Source organism: Longimicrobium sp., assembly GCA_036389135.1.
Taxonomy (GTDB): domain Bacteria; phylum Gemmatimonadota; class Gemmatimonadetes; order Longimicrobiales; family Longimicrobiaceae; genus Longimicrobium.
This window is the reverse complement of the sequence record DASVQP010000043.1, coordinates 62,716-82,875: the sequence shown is the minus strand read 5'-3', so window position 1 is coordinate 82,875 and position 20,160 is coordinate 62,716. Positions and strand designations below refer to the sequence as shown.

Annotated in this window: 19 protein-coding genes; 9 read left to right on the top strand and 10 right to left on the bottom strand. The window is 71.4% G+C overall.

Annotation, left to right across the window (positions count from 1 at the left end; genetic code table 11):
- Positions 1-286 precede the first annotated feature (286 nt).
- The 6 genes from VF584_11170 to VF584_11145 all read left to right on the top strand — a co-directional run bounded on the left by VF584_11170 (position 287) and on the right by VF584_11145 (position 6,265).
- Positions 287-694, top strand: coding sequence for a hypothetical protein (locus tag VF584_11170; GenBank protein ID HEX8210728.1), 408 nt, complete (start codon positions 287-289; stop codon positions 692-694).
- Positions 691-2,103, top strand: coding sequence for an amidase (locus tag VF584_11165; GenBank protein ID HEX8210727.1), 1,413 nt, complete (start codon positions 691-693; stop codon positions 2,101-2,103). The genes VF584_11170 and VF584_11165 overlap by 4 nt, the downstream gene beginning before the upstream one ends.
- A 2-nt stretch (positions 2,104-2,105) precedes the next feature.
- A complete protein-coding gene (locus VF584_11160) occupies positions 2,106-2,588 on the top strand; it encodes a DUF2243 domain-containing protein (protein HEX8210726.1) in 483 nt (160 codons plus the stop codon).
- A 305-nt stretch (positions 2,589-2,893) separates the two neighbouring features.
- Complete coding sequence (locus VF584_11155) at positions 2,894-3,523, top strand: penicillin-binding protein activator LpoB (protein ID HEX8210725.1); 630 nt, start codon at positions 2,894-2,896, stop codon at positions 3,521-3,523.
- 127 nt (positions 3,524-3,650) lie between these two features.
- Positions 3,651-4,463, top strand: coding sequence for a hypothetical protein (locus tag VF584_11150; GenBank protein ID HEX8210724.1), 813 nt, complete (start codon positions 3,651-3,653; stop codon positions 4,461-4,463).
- Positions 4,460-6,265, top strand: coding sequence for a hypothetical protein (locus VF584_11145; GenBank protein HEX8210723.1), 1,806 nt, complete (start codon positions 4,460-4,462; stop codon positions 6,263-6,265). The genes VF584_11150 and VF584_11145 overlap by 4 nt, the downstream gene beginning before the upstream one ends.
- 80 nt (positions 6,266-6,345) lie before the next feature.
- Here VF584_11145 and VF584_11140 read toward each other — a convergent pair whose 3' ends face one another.
- From VF584_11140 to VF584_11125, 4 genes are all read right to left on the bottom strand, one after another.
- Positions 6,346-6,498: a hypothetical protein gene (locus tag VF584_11140; protein HEX8210722.1), complete on the bottom strand. Its 153-nt coding sequence runs from the start codon at positions 6,496-6,498 to the stop codon at positions 6,346-6,348.
- Positions 6,499-6,603: 105 nt separating this feature from the next.
- The gene (locus tag VF584_11135) at positions 6,604-7,209 is read right to left on the bottom strand and encodes a TetR/AcrR family transcriptional regulator (protein HEX8210721.1); all 606 of its coding nucleotides are present in this window, start codon (positions 7,207-7,209) and stop codon (positions 6,604-6,606) included.
- Positions 7,210-7,676: 467 nt separating this feature from the next.
- A complete protein-coding gene (locus VF584_11130) occupies positions 7,677-10,823 on the bottom strand; it encodes a hypothetical protein (protein ID HEX8210720.1) in 3,147 nt (1,048 codons plus the stop codon).
- Between the two features lie 146 nt (positions 10,824-10,969).
- A complete protein-coding gene (locus VF584_11125) occupies positions 10,970-11,140 on the bottom strand; it encodes a hypothetical protein (GenBank protein ID HEX8210719.1) in 171 nt (56 codons plus the stop codon).
- 213 nt (positions 11,141-11,353) lie between these two features.
- On the opposite strand from VF584_11125, the gene VF584_11120 reads away from it, so the two are divergent.
- Positions 11,354-11,893 (top strand): hypothetical protein, encoded by a 540-nt coding sequence (locus VF584_11120; protein ID HEX8210718.1) that lies wholly within the window; start codon positions 11,354-11,356, stop codon positions 11,891-11,893.
- A gap of 408 nt (positions 11,894-12,301) precedes the next feature.
- Complete coding sequence (locus VF584_11115) at positions 12,302-14,002, top strand: DEAD/DEAH box helicase (GenBank protein ID HEX8210717.1); 1,701 nt, start codon at positions 12,302-12,304, stop codon at positions 14,000-14,002.
- 326 nt (positions 14,003-14,328) lie between these two features.
- Here the strand turns inward: VF584_11115 and VF584_11110 are convergent, their stop codons facing one another.
- The 6 genes from VF584_11110 to VF584_11085 form a co-directional block, all read right to left on the bottom strand.
- On the bottom strand, positions 14,329-15,186 hold the full coding sequence (locus VF584_11110; protein HEX8210716.1) for an SDR family oxidoreductase: 858 nt from the start codon (positions 15,184-15,186) through the stop codon (positions 14,329-14,331).
- Between the two features lie 78 nt (positions 15,187-15,264).
- Positions 15,265-15,699, bottom strand: a complete 435-nt coding sequence (locus VF584_11105; GenBank protein HEX8210715.1) for an Rrf2 family transcriptional regulator — start codon at positions 15,697-15,699, stop codon at positions 15,265-15,267.
- Between the two features lie 73 nt (positions 15,700-15,772).
- Positions 15,773-16,606: a 1,4-dihydroxy-6-naphthoate synthase gene (locus tag VF584_11100; GenBank protein ID HEX8210714.1), complete on the bottom strand. Its 834-nt coding sequence runs from the start codon at positions 16,604-16,606 to the stop codon at positions 15,773-15,775.
- A gap of 7 nt (positions 16,607-16,613) precedes the next feature.
- Entirely contained in the window at positions 16,614-17,141 is a 528-nt protein-coding gene (locus tag VF584_11095) for a putative metal-dependent hydrolase (protein ID HEX8210713.1), read from the bottom strand.
- Between the two features lie 132 nt (positions 17,142-17,273).
- Complete coding sequence (gene dacB / locus VF584_11090) at positions 17,274-18,698, bottom strand: D-alanyl-D-alanine carboxypeptidase/D-alanyl-D-alanine-endopeptidase (protein HEX8210712.1); 1,425 nt, start codon at positions 18,696-18,698, stop codon at positions 17,274-17,276.
- Entirely contained in the window at positions 18,695-19,168 is a 474-nt protein-coding gene (locus VF584_11085; GenBank protein HEX8210711.1) for a hypothetical protein, read from the bottom strand. Before VF584_11085 ends, dacB begins: the two co-directional genes overlap by 4 nt.
- Positions 19,169-19,549: 381 nt before the next feature.
- Here VF584_11085 and VF584_11080 point away from each other — a divergent pair, with 381 nt between their 5' ends.
- The gene (locus VF584_11080) at positions 19,550-20,137 is read left to right on the top strand and encodes a DinB family protein (GenBank protein ID HEX8210710.1); all 588 of its coding nucleotides are present in this window, start codon (positions 19,550-19,552) and stop codon (positions 20,135-20,137) included.
- Positions 20,138-20,160 lie beyond the last annotated feature (23 nt).

The following is a 20,160-nucleotide window of genomic DNA, read 5'->3' as shown; positions in this document are numbered from 1 at the left end:
AGCCACGTGGGGCGGCCCCTACGGGTTTCGGTTCGGGGGGCGGGGGTCGAGGCACGCGGAGGGAGGGCAGACACGCAGGTCTGCCCCTACCGGATCGGTGTGATGGGGCGGCGGTCGAGGTGGGGGACAGGGTGGGCGCGATGAATCGCGCCCCTACCAGGATCTGTGGTGCACGGGGGCAGGCGAGTGTAACGAGCCGGGGGTGAGGGCCCCCCTCGCCGGATCGTCCCCCGCGCCCCACATTGCATCGACCCCCCGTCAGCCACGACCTCGTACACGCGCACGCATGTCATCCGATCCGCAGAAACTGTCCCGGCGCGGCTTCGCAAAGGCCGCGGCCACAGTGGCCCTCGTCCCCGTGATCGCGCCGATTGCGGCGTGTGCGGGCGGGCAGCCGGAGCCCGCCACGGCTCCCGCGCCCGCCGCCCGCACGGCCACGGCGGGAGCGACGCCCGTGGCACCCTCGGCGCCGCCGCAGAGGCAGAACGAGCAGCAGCGCGACCCCATGGCCGAGGAGCTGATGGAGGTGCTGCGCGTGAAGTACCGCGACCGGCTCAGCGGCGAGCAGTGGGAAGAGGTGAGGAAGGGGATCGAAGGGAACCTGCGCGTGGCCAAGACGCTGCACGACTTCCGCCTGCCGATCTCCACCGAACCGTCGACGGTGTTCCGCGCGCACCGCGGGGGTGGGCGATGATCCCGGACGCCGTCTTCTACCAGCCGCTCACCCGCCTCGCCGCGCACGTGCGCGACCGGCGGCTGGACCCGGTGGAGCTCGCCGAGGCCGCCCTGCAGCGGCTGGAGTCGCTGGGGCCGCGGCTGGGCGCCGTCGTCACGCTCACCCGGGAGCGCGCTCTGGCGGAGGCGCGCGCCGCCCGCGCGGAGATCAACGCCGGGCGCTACCGCGGGCCGCTGCACGGCATCCCGTACGGCGCCAAGGACCTGATCGCGGCGGCGGGCTACCCCACCACCTGGGGCGCGCAGCCGTACCGCGAGCAGCGGTTCGAGGAGGACGCAACCGTCGTCGCGCGGCTCAAGGCGGCGGGCGCGGTGCTGGTGGCGAAGCTGGCGTCGGTGGAGCTGGCGGGCGGGATGGGATACGAGCAGGCGAACGCATCCTTCACCGGCCCCGGCCGCACGCCCTGGAACACCGATTTCTGGAGCGGCGGCTCGTCCAGCGGGCCCGGCGCGGCGGTGGCGGCGGGGCTCGTCCCTTTTGCGATCGGGTCGGAGACGTGGGGCTCCATCATCACCCCCGCGGCCTTCTGCGGCATCACCGGCCTGCGCCCCACCTACGGCCGCGTGAGCCGCGCGGGGGCGATGGCGCTGTCGTGGACGATGGACAAGATCGGGCCGATGTGCCGCACCGCCGAGGACGCCGGCGTCATCCTACAGGCGATCGCCGGGCCCGATCCGCGCGACGACGCGTCGGCCGACCGCCCGTACCGCCACACCACGACCCGCTCCACCCGCCGCCCGCGCATCGGTGTGCTGAAGGGGCTGGCGGAGGGCTCGCAGCCGGAGGTGCGGCGCAACTTCGAGGCGTCGGTGGAGCGGATGGCGCAGTTCGCGGAGGTGGTGCGCGACGTCACGCTGCCGCAGTTCCCGTACGGCGCCGCCGCGTCGCTGATCATCGAGGCGGAGGCGGCGAGCATCTTCGAAGAGCTGGTGGAGAGCGGCCGCGTGCACGAGCTGACCGCGCCGGAGGACCGGCTGGGCGGCTATCCCGGCCAGGTGGTGTTCGCCAAGGACTACCTGCGCGCCCTGCGCATTCGCACCCCGGCCGCTGAGGCGATGGACCGCTTCTTCGCCGAGCGCGGCTTCGACGCCCTGGCGCACCCCACGCGCGGCACCGTCTCGTACCCGGTGGGGAAGAAGTTCAGCGAGGCGTATACCGACGCATCGGGCGGCGGCGAGCCGATCTCTGCCGCCTCCAACCTCCTGGGCCTCCCGGGGATCGCCATCCCCAACGGCTTCGGCCGCGACAACCTTCCCACCTCGCTCTCCCTCACGGGGCGCGCCTGGGACGAGGCGAAGGTGATCGCCGTGGCCGCCGAGTACCAGCGCCACACGGACTGGCACACGCGCCGGCCGGCGGGTTTCTGAGCATGGCGCTGGTCAGGCACGGGCCGCGGACCCGCAGCGGGGTCGTCATCGGCGTGGGTATGGGTGGCTTCGTGGACGGCATCGTCCTCCACCAGATCCTGCAGTGGCACAACATGGGCTCGTCCGTGCTGCGGCCGGACACCATGGAGGCCATGAAGCAGAACATGGTGTGGGACGGCCTCTTCCACGCCGGCACCTGGCTGGCGGCGATGGCGGGGATCGTGATGCTCTGGTCGCACGCGCGGCAGGGGCATCCGCTCCCCGGACCGCGGGCGCTCACGGGGCAGCTCCTGCTGGGCTGGGGCCTCTTCAACCTGGTGGAAGGGCTGATCGACCATCACCTCCTCAACCTCCACCACGTCCGCGACCTCCCCGCCCACGTCCCGCTCTACGACTGGATTTTCCTGGCGGTCGGCGGCGTGGGGATGATCCTCGTCGGCTGGCTGACGTCCCGCCCCCGCCGCGACCCCCTCCTCCGCCGCTGACGGAGCGCCGCCAGCCACGGGCGCGATAAATCGCGCCCCTACGAGGCGCCGGCGCAGGACAGGCAGTTCTCCCCCTCCCCCACGCTCCCCCGCGTGCGGGGGAGGGGGCCGGGGGGTGGGGGCCCTGTCCTCCCCCCTGTCCTCCCGCGATGACACGCCGAACCGCCCCGCCGGGGGCCGCGCAACGTAACTCTTTTCGCTATATTCACATCCGAATCAGGCCGTTTCCGGTACGCCAGATGCGTTTCCGGCTGACGTCGCAGCACGCTATCCTTCCTCCGCAGCAACCCGTTTTGGGAGATCCCATGAAGACCCAAGCACGCGCCCTCCGCCGCGCTGCCCTCGCCCTGGCCGGCCTCGTCGTCGTGTCCGGCGGGTGCGGCAAGCAGGTGACCCGCATCAGCCCCGACCAGCAGATCGACCTCTCCGGCCGCTGGAACGACGTCGACAGCCGGCAGGCCGCCGACGCCATCATCCGCGAGACCTTCCAGCCGCGCGCGGGTGAGAGCTGGATGACGGAGTACGCGCGCGCCCACGGCGGCCGCCGCCCCACCATCATCGTGGGCGCCGTTCGCAACCGCAGCATGGAGCACATCCCGGTCAACGGGTTCGTGCGCGACCTGGAGCGGGCGTACCTGGGGAGCGGACAGGTGCAGGTGGTGGCCAGCGCCGACGAGCGCGGCGAGGTGCGCGCCGAGCGCGAGGACCAGCAGCAGAACGCCGCTGCCGACACCCGCGCGCGCATGGGCATCGAGCGCGGCGCCAACTACATGCTGCAGGGCGACATCGAGTCGGTAGAGGACCGCGAGGGCGGGCGGCGCGTGGTGCTGTACCAGATCGACATGACGCTGGTCAACCTGGAGACCAACGCCAAGGAGTGGACCGGGCAGCACAAGATCAAGAAGTACGTGGAGCGGTCGCGGTTCGGCCTGTGAAGGGACGTGCGTCAGTGCGTGAGTGCGTGAGTGCGCTTCAACACCAACGCACTAACGCACTCACGCACTCAAAGAGCCGAGGCCGACGACCGAACCACTCTCCCTACCCCTGCAGGAGCACGACAACATGAAGCACGTCAATATGGCGGCGCTGGCGCTGCTCACGGCGGCCGCCGCGTGCGGGCCGCGCATGCAGCCGGTCCGCCCCATCCAGGCCAACGGCGCCATCGTCCCTTCGCGCGCCGACGAGACGGTGGAGCGCGCCCGCGCCGAGGGCGAGTCCGAGCGCGCCCGCCTGGCCGAAGAGCGCAACCGCAACGAGGCCTCCGCCCTGGCGTCGTGCGGCGGCGCCACCTGCGAGGCCATCGCCCGCGGCGAGCTGGCGCTGGGGATGACGCAGGCGCAGGTGCTGGCCGCCACCCGCAGCGGCGCCGCCGCCTGGGAGACGCGCGGCGATGGGCGCACCACGACCCTCGTCGCCCGCAATGAAGCCCACCTTCCCGCGGACCGCGTGGCGCCGGTGGCGTACGTGACGCTGGAAGAGGGACGCGTGCGCTCCATCGCCTATCAGGAGCCCGAGGGCGTGCGGCTGGTGGCCAATGCCGCCGACGCCTCGCAGGCCGGGCGCTCGCGTGCCCGCGCGGTCGCGCTCCTCCGCGAAGGCGACGACTTCGCGGCGCGCGGCGACTTCCGCGCGGCGCTGGACCGCTACGATCGCGCCGACGTGATCGACGCCGGCAACCCGGAGACGACGCTGCGCATCGCGCGGGCGCTGGACAAGCAGCTGCGGCCCTACGAGGCCACCATCCGCTACCAGCTCTTTCTTCACCAGCTGGAGCTGGAGAAGATCCGCGCGCACGGCGACGCGTACGCGCACCTGTACCAGGCGGCCATCACGGCGCAGCAGCGCATCATCGTCCTGCAGCGCGGCGGACGATGAGAACCTTCCCCGCCGCCCTGCGCGCGATTGCCGCCGCCCTCGTGGCGGCGGCGGTCGCCGGGTGCGCCGGTGGGGCGCGTTACCCCGCCCGTCCCGCACCCGAGGCGCTCCCCGCCAACTCTCCGCTCCTCAGCTCCACGCTGGGCGAGACGGACGCCTGGCTCCGCCACTACCTGATGGAGGGGCGCGCCGACTCCGCGCTCGAGATGCTGCACGAGCGCAGCAAGGTCGCCCCGCGCGACGAGCTCCTCCGCCACCTGCAGCTCGGCGTGGTGCTGCACCACGCGGGGAAGTGGGAGGAGAGCAACGCCGCCTTCCAGTGGGCCGAGGAAGAGGCGGAGCGCCGCTTCACCCGCTCCCTCTCGCGGCAGGCGGCGATGGTGCTGGTGAACGACGCCATCGCGGCGTACACCCCGCCCCCCGCCGAGATGGCGATGATCCCGTACTACCGGATGCTGAATTACCTGGCGCTCGGTGGAGGTGAGGGGACGCTGGTGGAGGCGCGCAAGGCCAACGCCTACCTGGAGCGCATCCGCCAGGGAAGCAAGGAGCCGTGCGTGGGCGAGGGCTTCGTGCAGTACCTCACCGGGCTGGTGTACGACGGGGCGGGGGAGCGGCGCGACGCGCTGGTCTCCTACCGGCAGGCGGAGCGCGGCTATGACGCCTGCTCCGACGCCGCGCCGCCGGCAACGCTCGGGATCGAGCTGTACCGCGCGGCCCGCGCCGCCGGCGTGCGCGAGGTGGCAGAATCGGCCGCGGCGCGCTACAAGGTGGCCGGTCCGGCGCTGAACGGCGGGACGAACGACGCGGAGCTCGTGGTGCTGGTGGAGGAGGGATGGGTGGCGCACCGCGGTGCCGCGGACATCCACGTCCCCATCCCGCCGGACGAGGTGGAAGCGCTGCAGAGCGGCGACGCGGCTCGCGTCACTCAGTCCACCGCGCGGGTGGCGGCGCACCTCCTGTCGAACCTGGCGGAGAAGTCGCGCTGGGGCTCCACCTGGGACGAGCGCTTCCTGCTCGCGGACGCGCTGGACGGCGCGCACATCCTCAAGCTGGCGTGGGCCGTTCCGCGGCTGGAGGCGTGCGCCCCCTCCGCCCTGCGCCTGGTGCTGGACGGCGACACGGCCGGCGTCCCCATCGCCGCATCCGACCTTTCGTCGGCGGTGACGCGGCGGTGGGATGCGCAGCGCCCCGCGATGGTGGCGCGCATGGTGACGCGCGGGGTCGCCAAGTACCTGGCGGCGCGCGAGGCGGAGAAGAAGGGGAACAAGGAGAGCGAGGCGCTCGGCTGGCTGGCCGCGCGCGCCGTGAACCTGGCCGGCAACGTGATGGAGCGCGCGGACACGCGAAGCTGGTCGCTCCTCCCGGACCGCATCTCGGTGGCGCGCCTCACCCTTCCCCCGGGCGAGCACGACGTCAAGATCCAGGTGCTCGCCGCCGACGGCAGCGTCGCGCAGACGCTGGACCTGGGGCGCGTGTCGCTGGAGGCGGGCGCCACGCGCATCGTCCACCGGCGCGTGTGGGGCGCGGAAAGCGGCGACTACGAGCGGCTCGCGCACGCCGGCCCCGTCGCCACCGCCGAGGATCTCGCGCCGCTGATGGGCGAGCCCTCCGTTCCCACCGTCGAAGTGCGGCCGCGCGACAAGCCCGCGCGCGAGCAGCCTGCGGTCCGCCCTTCCACGCGCCGCGAGGCGGATCGTCCCGCCGCGATCCCCGCCGCGCGCGTGCCGAGCTTCGGCCCCACCCGCGCGCCGGGCGAGGTGAGTGTGCCCGGCGCCACCCCCCGTCCGCGTCCCGAGTAGTCGCGCAGGACCTCGGACGGCAAAAAGGCCCCGGCTCGCAATCGCGAGCCGGGGCCTTTCGGTACGGAGCCGCGCTCCGTTTACATCCCGCTGAACGGGGTAAGGAACGCCACCATGATGATGGGGACCAGCGGGATCATCAGGATCCCCAGGACCCAGAGGACCACTTCCACCATCGTGTAGTCGTCCTCGACCACCGGCTGGGCTTCCGTGCGGACGTTCAGATCGGCCATGGCTCGCTCGTTTCGCTGCGCGGACGGGGTCCGCGATTGGTTCCCTGTTGAAGCGACGGCGTATTCTATCGCCCCCTCGCCCGGATGTCCAGAACCCGCGGCGGGTCAGCCGACGGTGGCGAGGCCGCGGAAGAAGGTGGCGGCCACGCGCGGCGCCATCGCCACCAGCGGGCGCGTGCGGTCGCCCAGCAGCCACTCCAGCTCGATCTCCTCCAGCGCGCCGATCAGCATCCGCCGGGCGAGGGGCACGTCCGCGTCCGGCCGCAGCTCGCCGGAGTGCTGCCCGCTCGCCAGCAGCTCGTCGATGGCCTGCGCATACGAGCGGAGCACGTCGCGCACCGCCCCTCCGTAGAACTTGCTCGACTGCCGGCTCTCCAGCAGGAGCACGGTCGCCAGCGGCGGATCGGCCTCGATGCTCTCGAACTGGTGCGCCACGAACCTGGAAAGCCTCTCCTGGAACGGCAGCGAAGAGGAGAGCACGTCGCGCACCGACGCGCAGAACTCCGCCACCTTGTCGCGGAACGCGGTGAGGAGGAGGTCGTCCTTGCCGTCGAAGTACAGGTAGATGGTCCCCTCCGCCACCCCGGCGCCTGCCGCGATGTCGCGAATCCGCGCTGCAAAGAATCCGTTCTCCGCGAACACGCGCACCGCCGACTCCAGGATCGCGCGTCGGCGTGCTTCGCGGTTCTCGGGAAGTGGGCGGTCGCTCATACGCGGAAAGTTACGCACCCGGCCAGAGGTGCGAAAGGTTTGCACCGGGTGACTTCGTCCGGGCGCGATTCATCGCGCCCGCGTCCGGCTCTGCTCCGCCTCCCGACCTTCGCGCCCGCCCTCGCCCCCACCTCGCCTTCTCCTCGCGCACAGATCCCGTAGGGGCCGCCCCACGTGGCTGCCCGTGCCCTGTGCATGCGCGGAGGCCCGCATCCAGGAGCGAATGAACTCGCCGCCGGAACACACGAAGTCCGCCTCCGCGGACTCCGGATCCGATGCCGCGTTTCTTGAGCCGGCTTCAGCCGCCTTCCCTCGTTCCAGCCGGGGGATTCATCCCCCGGCGATGGCGGCCACACGGAACCATCCACGCAAACGCGAGAGGGCCAGGAAAAATCTCCCGGCCCTCTCGCTCATCCCACTCAGCACTCAGCACTTAGGACTCAGCACTCACCACCAGGCACTCTCCCTTAGAACCCCGGCTGCAGCGAAAACTGCCAGTGCCACCCGGTCGGGCGGTCCAGCGCGTTCACGTACACACCCTCCAGCACCGCGTACCCGAAGAGGTTCACGCGCGCGCCCACACCGGCGCTGGTAAAGAGGCCGCGATCGTTCGTGCCGGGGGCGGGGCCGCGCCGGAAGTTGGGGCGCGTCTCCAGCACCTCGTTGTTCACCGAAAGCACGTCGCCGTACGAAGTGCCGGCGTCGAAGAAGGCGATCCCCTCGATCGGCGGCAGCCCGAACCCGCCGCCCACCACCACCTGGCGGATCAGCGGGAAGCGCAGCTCCGCGTTGGCGACGGCGAACCGGCTCCCGCGCAGCTGCTCAAGCGCCCGGCACTCCACCGCGCTCGTCTGCGGGACCCCCGCGTTGAGCTGGTCGATGCAGGCATTGGTGACGCTCCCCTGCGCGTAGCCGCGCATGATCTGCGGATAGCCCGCGTAGATGGGGCTGAGCCGCGACTCGTCGCGCCCGTAGCGGCCGAAGTGCCAGCCGCGCACCGCAAAGGTCAGCGGGCGGAGGAAGAAGTACTTCCGGAAGTCCGTGGTGATCTGCGTGAAGCGGAGCGTCCCGATGGTGGGCGCCACCTCGAACCGGTACCGCATCCCCGCAAAGGGCGAGGTGTAGCCGAAGAGCGAGTTGTCGTACACCAGCGCCGCCGACCCCTCGCCCAGGTTGTAGCCGGGGAGCGACTCCAGCTCCTCGTTGAACGCGCCGCCCGAGCTGAACTCCTCCGTCCGCAGGTCCTGCGCGATCCGCCGCGCCCCGGCCGAGAACTCCAGCCGCTGCACCTGCGAGAACGGGTACTGCGCGATCCCGCTGACGTTGGTGTCGAAGAGGCGGTACGTGATCCGCTGCGTCACGAGCTGACCCGTCGACTGGTCGACGCCCTGGCGGTATCCGCCGGCCACGTACGGAATGCGCTGCGCCGCGATGCCCAGGTTCCAGCGGTGCTCGCGGTTGATGTACGCCGCGCTCCCGCCGATCTCCTCGATGCGCCCCTGCGCCTGGATGGTGGCGTATATGGTGTGGCGCGCCAGCACGTCGCTGAAGATGCCGCCGATGCCGCCGTACAGCCCGCCGCGCTGCCCGCCGACCCCGGAGCTCCCGGAGACGCCCACCTGCGGCTGGCCCAGGTAGTCCAGCGACAGGCGCGGGCGGTACTGCACTACCGCGTACTGCGCCACCTCGGCTTCGGTCGGGAGGCCCGTGGCGACGTCGTTGATGGTCGCTGACACCCGGTTGAACGCCGGCTCCGTGGGCCGCGGCGAGGGCGGAAGGAGCGCCGGCAGCAGCACCCCGCTCGCCATCTGCGGCACCTGCGGCTCCGTGCCCGCCAGCTCCGTGGGGTTGGCGATGGAGTACAGGTTGAAGTTGCTGCGCTCGTACGCCGAGAAGACCACCCGGTCCGCCTGCGTCGCCGAGCTCAGCGCGGGCGACAGCGCCGTCACGCCGCTCACGCCGGTGAACAGGTTGGTCACCTGCGTAAGCCGCCCGGCGGCGAGCTCCACCCGGTACACGTTGGGAATCCCCGTACGGTCCGAGATGAAGTAGATCGCCCCGCCGTCCCGCGACCACTGGGGGTTGATGTTCTTGCTGCGGTCCTGCGCCGGCGCGATCCGCACCGCCCCGGTGGCCACGTCCAGCAGCCCCACGCGCACGTCACGCTGGTAACGCAGCGAGTCCAGCGCCACCCCGCGCTCCGTGGCGAAGGCGATCGTGCGCCCGTCCGGCGAGAAGGCGGGCTGCAGGTCGCCGTACAGGTCGTTCGTCAGCTGCCGCGCCTGCCCGCTTCGCACGTCCACCGCCCAGATGTCCGTGATCCCGCCCTTGTTCCCTGAGAAGGCGATGGTGTTGCCGTCCGCCGACCAGGTGGGCGACGAGATCTCGCTGACCCCGGGGATGCGGTACTCCCTGATGATGTTGGCGTTGCGCGTGTCCAGCGTCACCAGCACGTCGCTCCCCGTCCGCTGGGCGGAGAGGACGAAGCGGCGGTTGTCCGGCGCCCACGCCCCGGCCGAGTTGATGAAGCGCAGCGAGCTGAAGTGCGCGTCGAACGCCGGCCCCTTCACCAGGCGCCGCACGATGGCGCCCGTCTCCGCGTTGGCCAGGAAGAGCTCCACGTCCAGCCCGTCCAGGTCGGAAAGGAAGACGACCTGGCGCCCGTCCGGCGAGAGCGCGGGGCCCACGTTGTACCGCCCGCCCTTGCCGCGCTGCGTGATCAGCGGACGCGCCTCTTCGCGCGCCTCGCGCCGGTTGGTGAGCAGCGGCAGGTAGGTGCGGCGGATGGAGGTCTGCCAGTCTTCGACGATCGTCTCCAGGTCGGCGTTCAGGATGCGCTCGAACGCCTCGTCGTACGGCACCCCCTGGCCCACCTGCTTCAGGATCTGCCCCACCGCCGCGTCGCCCCAGCGCCCGCCGATGTACGACCAGAGCGCCTGCCCCCACCGGTAGGGGAAGAACTGCGGGTCGTAGGTTAGCTGCCTAAGCGTGGGGACGTTCCCGGTGAGCGCCGCGTCGCGCAGCCACATGGCGGTGTGCGGGTCCACCGGGCCCACGGACAGGTACTCGGCCATCCCCTCGGTGAACCAGAGGGGGTTGTTGAGCCGCTGCGCCGCCTGCTCCAGCCCGGCCCCGGCTCGCCCCGCGCCGGTGATGTCGTACTGGAAGGCGTGCACCAGCTCGTGCCCCAGCACGTGGTCCGTCTCCTGGACGGTGCCGCCGAAGGGCTGGATGATGCGCTGCTTGAACACCTCCGTCACGCCGCCCGTACCCTCGCCCAGGTTGCCGGTGATGGCGTTCTGCTGGAAGTGCGGGGCGCTGGCGAACAGGATCAGCGGCTGGCGGTTCTCGAACTCGTAGTCCAGGATGCGCGACAGCCGCGAGTACCACCGCTCCACGTGACGGGCGGCGTTGCGGGCTGCGACTTCCTCTTCCGGGTAGAAGTACACGTCGAAGTGCGTCGTCCGCAGGATGCGGAAGTCGAACTCGCGGTACTGCACCTGGTTGCGCCCGAAGTACTGCGCGGACGCGGGTGTGGCGTACGCCGCCGCGGATACCGCGCCCACGCAGAGGGCAACGGCCCAGCGCGTGGCGCGTCGGAATGGAACGGACATGGGGATCTCCTCTACCCGGCCATGGGGGGGACGACCGTCGTGCATGCGCGGCGGGAGCGCGGCAACTTGCCGCGCCGCCAGGGTTCCGCGCCTGTACGTTGTGCAATGCATCTACCGTACCCCGCGCACCCGCAGAAAGTTGTGCCTCAGCGCGGTCCCGTCGCGGCCCCGGTATCGAGCTGCTCCACCACGTCGCCGCCGTCGTCCTCGCCCAGGATCTCCGCGAGCGCCCAGATGGCGAGCGCCAGCACCAGCAGCCCCACGAACCAGGGCCATTTTCCAAGTTTGCGCGTGCGTTCTACCCGGATTTCGGCCATGCGGAGCTCAGTGTGGGTTCGGATTTCGGAGGGGAAGTGCTAAGTCCTGAGTCCTGAGTGCTGAACCGCCGTTCACTTGGCACTTGGCACTTGGCACTTGGCACTTCCTTTCGTAATGCACTCTCTGTTCCCCCGTGGTCCGTCCCTTGCGCGCGGGGTGGGCCGGCGGGCGCGGGCGGTCCCGTACTGAACAACGGATCACCGGGAGGAGACGTGACGGAGCCGCAAGGACCGGCGGAGGAGATGGACAAAGAGACGCACGCGGGGCACGTGCTGGAGGCCTACCGCGAGCGCCGCCGCCGCCGGCGGGCGGAGGACACCTTTTTCGGGAGCGAGAGCGCCCTGCTGGGGAGCGGCGAGCCCTCCGATTCGCCCGACGGCGTGCGCCGCCGCGCCGAGCTGATGGGCGACGCGCGCGCCGTCGGCATGTCGCCCGAGCTGGCCGACATGATGTACGACATCGCCGTGGAAGAGGGACTCGACCCCATGCTGGCCTTCGAGCTGGTGCGCAGCGGCCTGGGCGTGGCGCCCCCCGAGGAGGGCCTCGACAACTCCCCCTCGCAGCCCACGACGGACAAGTACACGCCGGGATGGCTGATCCAGCCCCCCACCCCGACCGACGACATGCTTCGCGAGCGGATGCTGCGCCTCTCCTTCCGCCGCGTCCGCGGCCTCCTGGAAGCGCACTCCGACCCCGACGAAGCCTTTCGCGCCTTCGCCCGCGAGCCGGACGTGGGCGCGTACGGGTACTGAAGTGCGTGAGTGCGTTGGCCTCGCGGTTGTCATCCTGAGGAAGCCGCCCTTGCAACCTCAGCGGCGCACCACCGCACTTCTGCGGCGACCGAAGGACCTAGCCGGCGAGACAAGAGGCCAGCGGGAAACGACGAGCCCCTCGGCACGCGCGCGCCACAGCCCTGAACACGGGCAAAGCCCGAGCGGCGCGTCGCTCACGATGACAGGGTGTGGGATGACAGGGGTGTGGGGGGATGTCGCGGTTCTCGAGCCGGCTTCAGCCGCATTCCCGTCGTTCCAGCCGGGGGATTCATCCCCCGGCGCGCGACGGAGGCGCCCCGCACGAACCCACTTCCGTTGCCCCGCGCCGCCATTTCCGCGAGATTCAACGATTGTGAACGAAAACCGCCGATTGCAGGAGACCGTACGTTGACCGATACGAACATCGAAGCGCCCGCCGCACCGCTCTTCACCGAGCTCGGGCTGGAGCCCGACGTGCTGGCGACGCTTGAAGCCTTGGGATACGAAGAGCCTACCCCCATCCAGGTGGAGGCGATCCCGACCCTCCTGGCCGGGCGGGACGTGCTGGGGCAGGCCGCCACCGGCACCGGCAAGACCGCCGCGTTCGCCCTGCCGCTCGTCCAGCGCATCGACGCGAATCTGCGCGGAGTGCAGGCGCTGGTGCTGGCGCCCACGCGCGAGCTGGCCGTGCAGGTGGCCGAGGCCACGCACCGCTACGGCGCCAAGCGCGGCGTAAGTGTACTCGCCGTGTACGGCGGCCAGCCCATCGACCGCCAGCTCCGCGAGCTGCGCCGCGGCGTCAACGTCGTGGTCGGCACGCCGGGGCGCATCCTGGACCACATCCGCCGCGGCTCGCTGGACCTTTCCGCCGTCGGCTACGTGGTGCTGGACGAGGCGGACGAGATGCTGGACATGGGGTTCATCGAGGACATCGAGACGATCCTCACCGAGACCCCCGCGGGACGGCAGACGGCGCTCTTCTCCGCCACCTTCCCGCCCCGCATCGCGCAGCTCGCCGCGCGCCACATGACCGACCCCGTGCGTGTGACCGTGCGCGCGGCCAAGATGGAGACGCCGCTGGTGAGGCAGGCGGCGTACGTGGTGCCGCGTCCCTATAAGCTGGAGGCGCTGGCCCGCGTGCTCGACCTGGAGGCGCCCACCTCGGCGATCCTCTTCTGCCGCACCCGCAACGAGGTGGACGAGCTGAACGAGGCGCTCTCGGTGCGCGGCTACCGCCCGGAGGCGCTGCACGGCGGCCTCAACCAGGCGCAGCGCGACCGCGTGATGAAGCGCTTCCGCGAGGGGACGGCGGACCTGCTGATCGCCACCGACGTGGCGGCGCGCGGGCTGGACGTGGAGCACGTGAGCCACGTCATCAACTACGACATCCCGCAGACCCCCGAGGTGTACGTCCACCGCATCGGGCGCACGGGCCGCGCCGGGCGCGAGGGGACGGCCATTACCCTGGTGCAGCCGCGCGAGCAGGGGCTGCTGCGCGGGATCGAGCGGGTGGTGGGCCGGCCCATCGAGGTCGCCCGCGTCCCCACCGTCGCCGACCTGCGCGCGCGGCGCGTGGAGCTGCTCCGCTCCGCCATCCGCGAGACGATCGAGGAGGACGAGTTCGACGGCTACGGCGAGATCGTGGCGTCGCTGGCAGATGATGGCTACGATCCGCTGGACATCGCCGCCGCCGCGGCCAAGCTGGCGGCCGACGCCACGCGCGGCGAGGAGCCGGAGAACGAGGTGGAGATCCCGCAGTGGGAGAACCGCCCCCAGCGCCCGCACGACGACTCTCGCGGCCCCCGCGGCCGGCGCGACGCCTTCGAGGGTCCGGGCCGCGACGGCCCCCCGCGCGGCCGCCGCCCGCGCGCGGACATGACGCGCCTCTTCATCGGCGTGGGGCGGCGCCGCGGCATCCGCCCGGGCGACATCGTGGGCGCCATCGTCGGCGAGGCCAAGATCCCGGCCGAGGGGATCGGGTCCATCGAGATCGCGGACCAGTTCACGCTGGTGGAGGTGGCAGAGGAGCACGCCGATCACGTGATCCGCACCATGTCGCGCGCCGCCATCAAGGGCCGCCCCGTCTCCATCCGCCGCTCGCACGACTGAACGGCTGGTCTCACGCGGAGGCGCAGAGAGGCAGAGAGAGAGGCGCGGGGAAAGTTTCCCCGCGCCTCTCTCCTTTTCGCACACCCCCACTTCCTGAACGGAGCGCTCACACGGAACCCGTGGATCAGACGGGCTGTGGCGCGGAGTGAAGGAGACGGGCTTTGCCACCAGCGCCGATGTCGCCAATGTTCCGCAACCGGTTTCCGCCCCGCCGCTCACCACGTACAGCCGACCGAACACGGGCTGGATCACGTTGCGGCCCGGAGCCCGTTTCCTTCACTCCGCGCCAGAGATCCGCATACGGCAGGTACTGTGTGGCGCTCCGTTCAGGAAGTGGATAGCGCGGCGGCCACTGCGTCGCTGGGGGTAGTCGGGGCGCGGCCGATCAGGCGGCGGAGGTCGTCGCGGTCGGTGGACAGCTCGCCGCGCGCGATGCCGCGGTCGGAATCGGCCAGCATGCGGGCGAACGGCTCCGGCAGGCCGAAGCTGGCCAGCACTCCGGCGAACGCTTCTTCGGGGAGGTTTTTGTACTCGACGGGCCTGCCGCTCTCGCGCGAGATGGTCTCAGCCAGCTCCGGGAGCGTGAAGGCGTCGCCGCCGAGCTCGTACGTCTGGTTCTCATGGCCGCTGCCGGTGAGCACCTCCGCGGCCGCGGCGGCGTAGTCCGCACGGGAGGCCGCGCTGACCCGGCCCTCGTCGGCGCTGCCGAGAAGGGCACCGTGCTCCAGCGTCGAGGCGAGGTTGCCCGTGTAGTTCTCCAGGTACCAGCCGTTGCGCAGGAGGACGAACGGGATCCCCGAAGCGCGGATGATCTCCTCCGACGCCCTGTGCTCGGCGGCGAGCTGCATCCCGCTGGTGTCCGCGTTCAGGATGCTGGTGTACGCCAGCAGCCCGACGCCCGCGTTGCGAGCCGCATCCACCACGTTGCGATGCTGGGCCGCGCGCTGTCCCAGCTCGCTCCCCGAAACGAGGAGCAGCTTTTCCACGCCCTGCAGCGCCGCGTACAAGGTGCCCGGCTGCGTGTAGTCCGCCGCGCGCACCTGCACGCCGCGCGCGGCGAGGTCCCGCGCCTTCTCCGGGCTGCGCGCCAGCGCGACGATCTCGCCGGCCGCGACGCCGCGCTCCAGCAGGTTTTCGATGACGAGGCGGCCGAGGTGGCCGGTGGCTCCGGTGACTGCGATCATGTTGGCTCCTGCCCGTGAAAGGGCGAGTTGTGGTTGTTGTGTATCCATGACTAGTACACATCCTGGCGCGCGAAGAATTCAGCGGGCCGCGCCCTGCTCCTCACGCGTGCCGATCTCCGCGGCGGTGTCAGCGATGGTGGTGCCGTCCAGCTCCGACTCCAGCGCCTGCCTGGCGGCATCGAAGCGCGCCTCCAGCATCGGCTGGATGTTGCGGCCGACGGGGCAGCGCGCGTTCGGCTGCTCGCGGTGGAGGCCGAAGAGCTCGCCCTCGTCCACCGCGCGGTACACGTCGCGCAGCGTGATCTGATCCGCGGGGCGGGCCAGCAGCGCGCCCCCGCCCGCGCCCATCTGCGACGTGGTCAGCCCCGCCCGCGTCATCTGCGAAAGGAGCCGCCGCACCAGCGACGGGTTCGTGTTCACGCTCCCCGCGATGTAGTCCGAGGTGACCGGCTTCCCCTCGCTGCGGGCGATCAGCGTCAGGATGTGGACCGCGACGGCGAATCGGCTGTTCATCTGCGCCTCCGTGTTGTGTATCTATCATAGTAACACTAATGATCGCGGTCAACCCCCGCACGCCGCGAACGGCTCAGAGGAAGGGCGATGGCACCTCCGCATCGATCACCCCGGCCGCACGGGCGCGCGCAAAGAGGGCCTCGATGGCGCGCGCGCCCTCCTCCTCCACGTCAACCGAGAAGCGGTTCACGTACAGGTCGATGTGCTGCTGCGTCACCGCGGCGTCCATCTCCTGCGCGTGGGCACGCACGTACGGGCGCGACGCCTCGGGATCGGCGAACGCGAACTCCACCGAGCGGCGGATGCCGTCCTCCACCGCGCGGATCGCGTCCTCGCCCAGCGAGCGGCGCGCGAGGATGCCGCCGAGGGGAATCGGAAGGCCGGTCATCGATTCCCACCACTCGCCCAGGTCCACCACGCGCACCAGCCCGTGCCGCGGATAGGTGAAGCGCGACTCGTGGATGATGAGCCCCGCATCAAACTCGCCGCGCGCGACGGCGGGCATGATGTCGCTGTACACGCGCTCCACCCCCGGCGCCGCGTCGGGCGCAAAGAGGCGGAGGAGGAGGTTGGCCGTCGTGTTGCGGCCGGGGATGGCGATGCGCGCCCCCGCCAGCTCCGCCGCATCCATCCCGCGGCGCGCGACGACGAGCGGCCCGCACCCGCGCCCCAGCGCCCCGCCGCTGCGCAGCAGCACGTAGTCGCGCAGCAGCCCCGGGATCGCGCCGTACGAGATCTTGGTGACGTCGAGCGCCGCCTCCGCCGCCAGCCGGTTCAGCGTCTCCACGTCTTCCAGCCGCTCCTCGAACGTCAACCCATCCACCTCGATCCGCCCATGCACGAGCGCGTCGAAGATGAAGGTGTCGTTCGGGCACGGCGAATATCCCAGCGTCAGCACGTCGTTCATCCCGCGGTTACCCCAGCCGCCCGCGCAGCGCCGCCAGGTGCGCGGTGTGATGATCCCCGTGCCAGGCGTACAGCGCCAGCACCGATTCCAGCGGCATGTCCCCCCACTCCGGGTGCTTGAGGGTGCGGCGCCACTCCGCGCCCTCTATCGCGCCGAGGAGGGTCACCCAGCGCAGGTGCAGCGCGTCCAGCAGCGCCAGCGACACCTCGGGGGGCGTGTCGCGCGTGTCGGGAAGGTTCGCCCAGAGCGCCTCGTCGTACGTCTTGATGGCCGGGTTGTCTTCCGTAAGGGCCAGCTTGAAGCGCACGTACGCGTTCATGTGGCTGTCCGGAAGGTGGTGCACGAGCTGCCGCACCGTCCACCCGCCGTCGCGGTAGGGGGTGTCCAGGTGCTCGGGGCCCAGCGCCGCCACCGCCGCGCGGAACCGTGCCGGCGCCGCCGCGATGCGCGCGATCCACTCGCGCCGCCGCTCGAGCGTGACCTCGCCCTCCAGCAGGAACTTGCCGATGGGGAACCGCGGGTCGGTCTGCTCCATGCCGCCTCCTCATGGCCGGGGGTGTCGCTGGAAACGGCGCACAAGCTACCCCGCGGCCGGTGCGTGGCGCAAACGATTGGGGCCCGGCCAACCCGCGCCGGACCCCGGTTCCCCACGTGCGATTGAGACCAGCTACCTTCGATACGACGCCAGCAGGTTCCCCAGGTTGGTCTGCACGCCCCGGGCCCCGGACGTGTTGCGGCCGTTGTAGATGAAGGCGAATGCCACGCGCTCGCCGCTCGCCGTCTTCACGTACCCCGAGAGCGAGCGCACCTGGCGGATGTAGCCCGTCTTGGCGTGCAGGTTCCCCGCGGCCGGCGTCCCCACGAACATCCGCTTCATGGTGCCGCGCGGGTCGCCGGCGACGGCCAGCGACTCGTGGAACACCCGCGAGTACGGCGCCCTGTCCGCGAACTTCAGCGTCATCACCATCGCGTTGGCGCTGGTGCGGTTGTTGGCCGAGAGCCCCGACCCATCCGCCTGCCAGAGCTGCCCGTACGGCACCCCGGCGCTGCGGTGGAAGAAGTTGGCCGACGCCGCGCCGCCCCGCGTGTAGCTCCCCTGGCCCGTCGCCTTCGCCACCGCGGCCTTCCAGAAGTGCTCGGCGAAGAAGTTGTCCGAGTGCTGGTTGAGCTGCGGCACCATGTCGGCCACCGTCAGCGAGAGGTGGCGGTGCGCCAGCTTCGCCCCGCGCGGCGTGCGCTGGAGCTTGACCGCGCCGTTCACCTGGATGCCCGCCTCGCGCATCGCCTGGCGCAGCGCGGCGGGGGCGAGCAGCGCCGGCTCGAACGCGCCCACCGGGAAGCGCGTCCCCGGCCGCCCGATGCCGCCGCGCAGCCGCACCGTGTCCTGCTCCGGCCTGCGCACCGCGTAGCCGCGCCCGCCGCGGCTCTGCCACACCACGGGAATCTCCGGGACGTCCGGGTGCAGCACGAAGCCGTTCGGCCCCTGCCCGTTCGGCTCCACCCACAGCATGTTGCGCTGGTAGGGGAGACCGCTCACCGTGGGCGCGTAGTGGGCGGCGCCCATCCCCGTATCCACGGGCCACGCGGGACCGTAGTTCTGCCGGTCGTGGATCGTCGCGTCGCCGATGACGCTCCCCGTCACCTGGTTGATCCCCAGCGACTTGAGGCGCCGCGCCATGGTGCGCAGCGGGTCGATGTTGTCCTTTTCGTACGACGGATAGCCGAAGCCGGGATCGCCCGAGCCGCGGATGATGACGTCGCCCTGCAGCACGCCGTTCTGGATGTTGCCGTTGATCAGCAGGTCGGTGGGAAAGCGGTAGTCCGGCCCCAGCACCCCCAGCGCCCAGATGGCGGAGAAGACCTTGTTGTTGGACGCGGGCACCTTGGGCTGCTCCGCGTTGATGGCGAACAGCGTCTGGTTGCGGTCCAGCGAGTAGGCCATGATGGTCCACTCGCTCTTGTTGGGGACGGCGGCATCGGCCTGGGCCTGGAGGGGCCCCGCCGCGCCCTGCGTTCCCGCCGCGCCCACGCTGGCCGCCGCGCCGCCGATGGCCGCGGCGATGGCCGCGGCCCACATCCTCACCCGCGTCATCGTGCGGCCGTCTGCCCTTCCGGGCCCGCGGGTTCCACCGTGGGTGCGGCGCCGCGCCCCGCCTGCTGGAGCTCCTCCAGCATCTGCTGCTGGAGCCTGAACGAGGCCCGCGTGTTCTCCTCGATGTCCATGGTGAGCTCGAAGAAGGCGGCGATGGAGAACATCGCCACCGCGCCCAGCACGCTGGAGAGGAGGATGCCGACCCCCTCCATTCCGTCTGCCCGGTTGCCGCCCAGCGCGCCGAAGAAGGCCACGCCGCCGACCACCAGGATGATCACCGCGAGGAAGCGGAGCACCCCCAGCAGGATCCGGATGCTGCCGTAGCGCTCCTCCAGCCCTGCGAGGCGGCGGGGCGCGCGGCGCTCCTTGAGGAGGTTGCCGCAGTTGGGGCAGCGCTCCAGCGTGGGGTCATCCACCACCGTGTTGCAGTTGGTGCACTGCACGGGGGTGGAGAAGAGGTGCAAGGCCATCGAAGGGTCTGGGTTCGCTCGAACGTGACGTGCGGCGGCGCGCCGCGGAACCCGTGCAGGGGAGCAACGCGCGTGCCACCACCCGATCCCCCTCCCCGCCGCCCGCCGGCGCCACGACGAACTCTGTCGCCTCCCGGTATGCCCGCGGTTCAACGCCCCCCTCGGTTAACCCGACACCCGTAGGGGCCGCCCCACGTGGCTGCCCGTGCCCGCCCCCTCACCGCCCCTGCGCCCCACGCACGGATACGTAGGGGCAGACCTGCGTGTCTGCCCGCCCTCGCCCCCGCTTCCAACCCCGTCAATATTGTCACATCCCCTCCGCCCGACTATCATGCAACCATCCCCGCAAGCCCACCGCACACCCCTTTCGGGAGAGGACCCATGCAGACCGCGACCGTTGCGTATCCTTCGTCCGATCTGGCCCGATTCGGGCGGGAGCTGGAGGCGGTGCACCGCGACGCCGCGGAGCTCCTGGACGGCCTCTCGGACGCGCAGCTCGCCTGGCGCCCGGAGGCGGGCGGCTGGTCCCTGGGCGAAGTCGCCTGCCACCTGCGCACCCTCAACGCCCGCTACCTCGAAGCAATCGACCAGTCGATTACCGAAGCGCGCACGCGGGGCCACACCGGGTTCGGCGGGTACAAGCCCGGCCTGCTGGGCGGCTTCATGGTGAAGATGATGGAGCCGCCGGTGAAGCGGCGCCTCAAGACCCCCGCCGTCTTCCGCCCCACGGAACACGCGCACGATTGGCGCGCGGAAGTGGACGGCTACCTCGCCACGCACGGGGGCCTGGAGGAGCGCCTGCACCGCGCCGGCGGCATCAGTCTGGCGCGCGCGCGGGTCGCCTCCCCCGCCAGCCGCCTGCTGCGCCTGACCCTGGGCGACGCCTTCGCGCTGATCCTGGCCCACGAGCGCCGCCACCTCACCCAGATCCGCGCCCTGCGCGACGACCCCGCCTTTCCCCGCGCCTGAAAAGGCAACGGGCCGCACCTTCC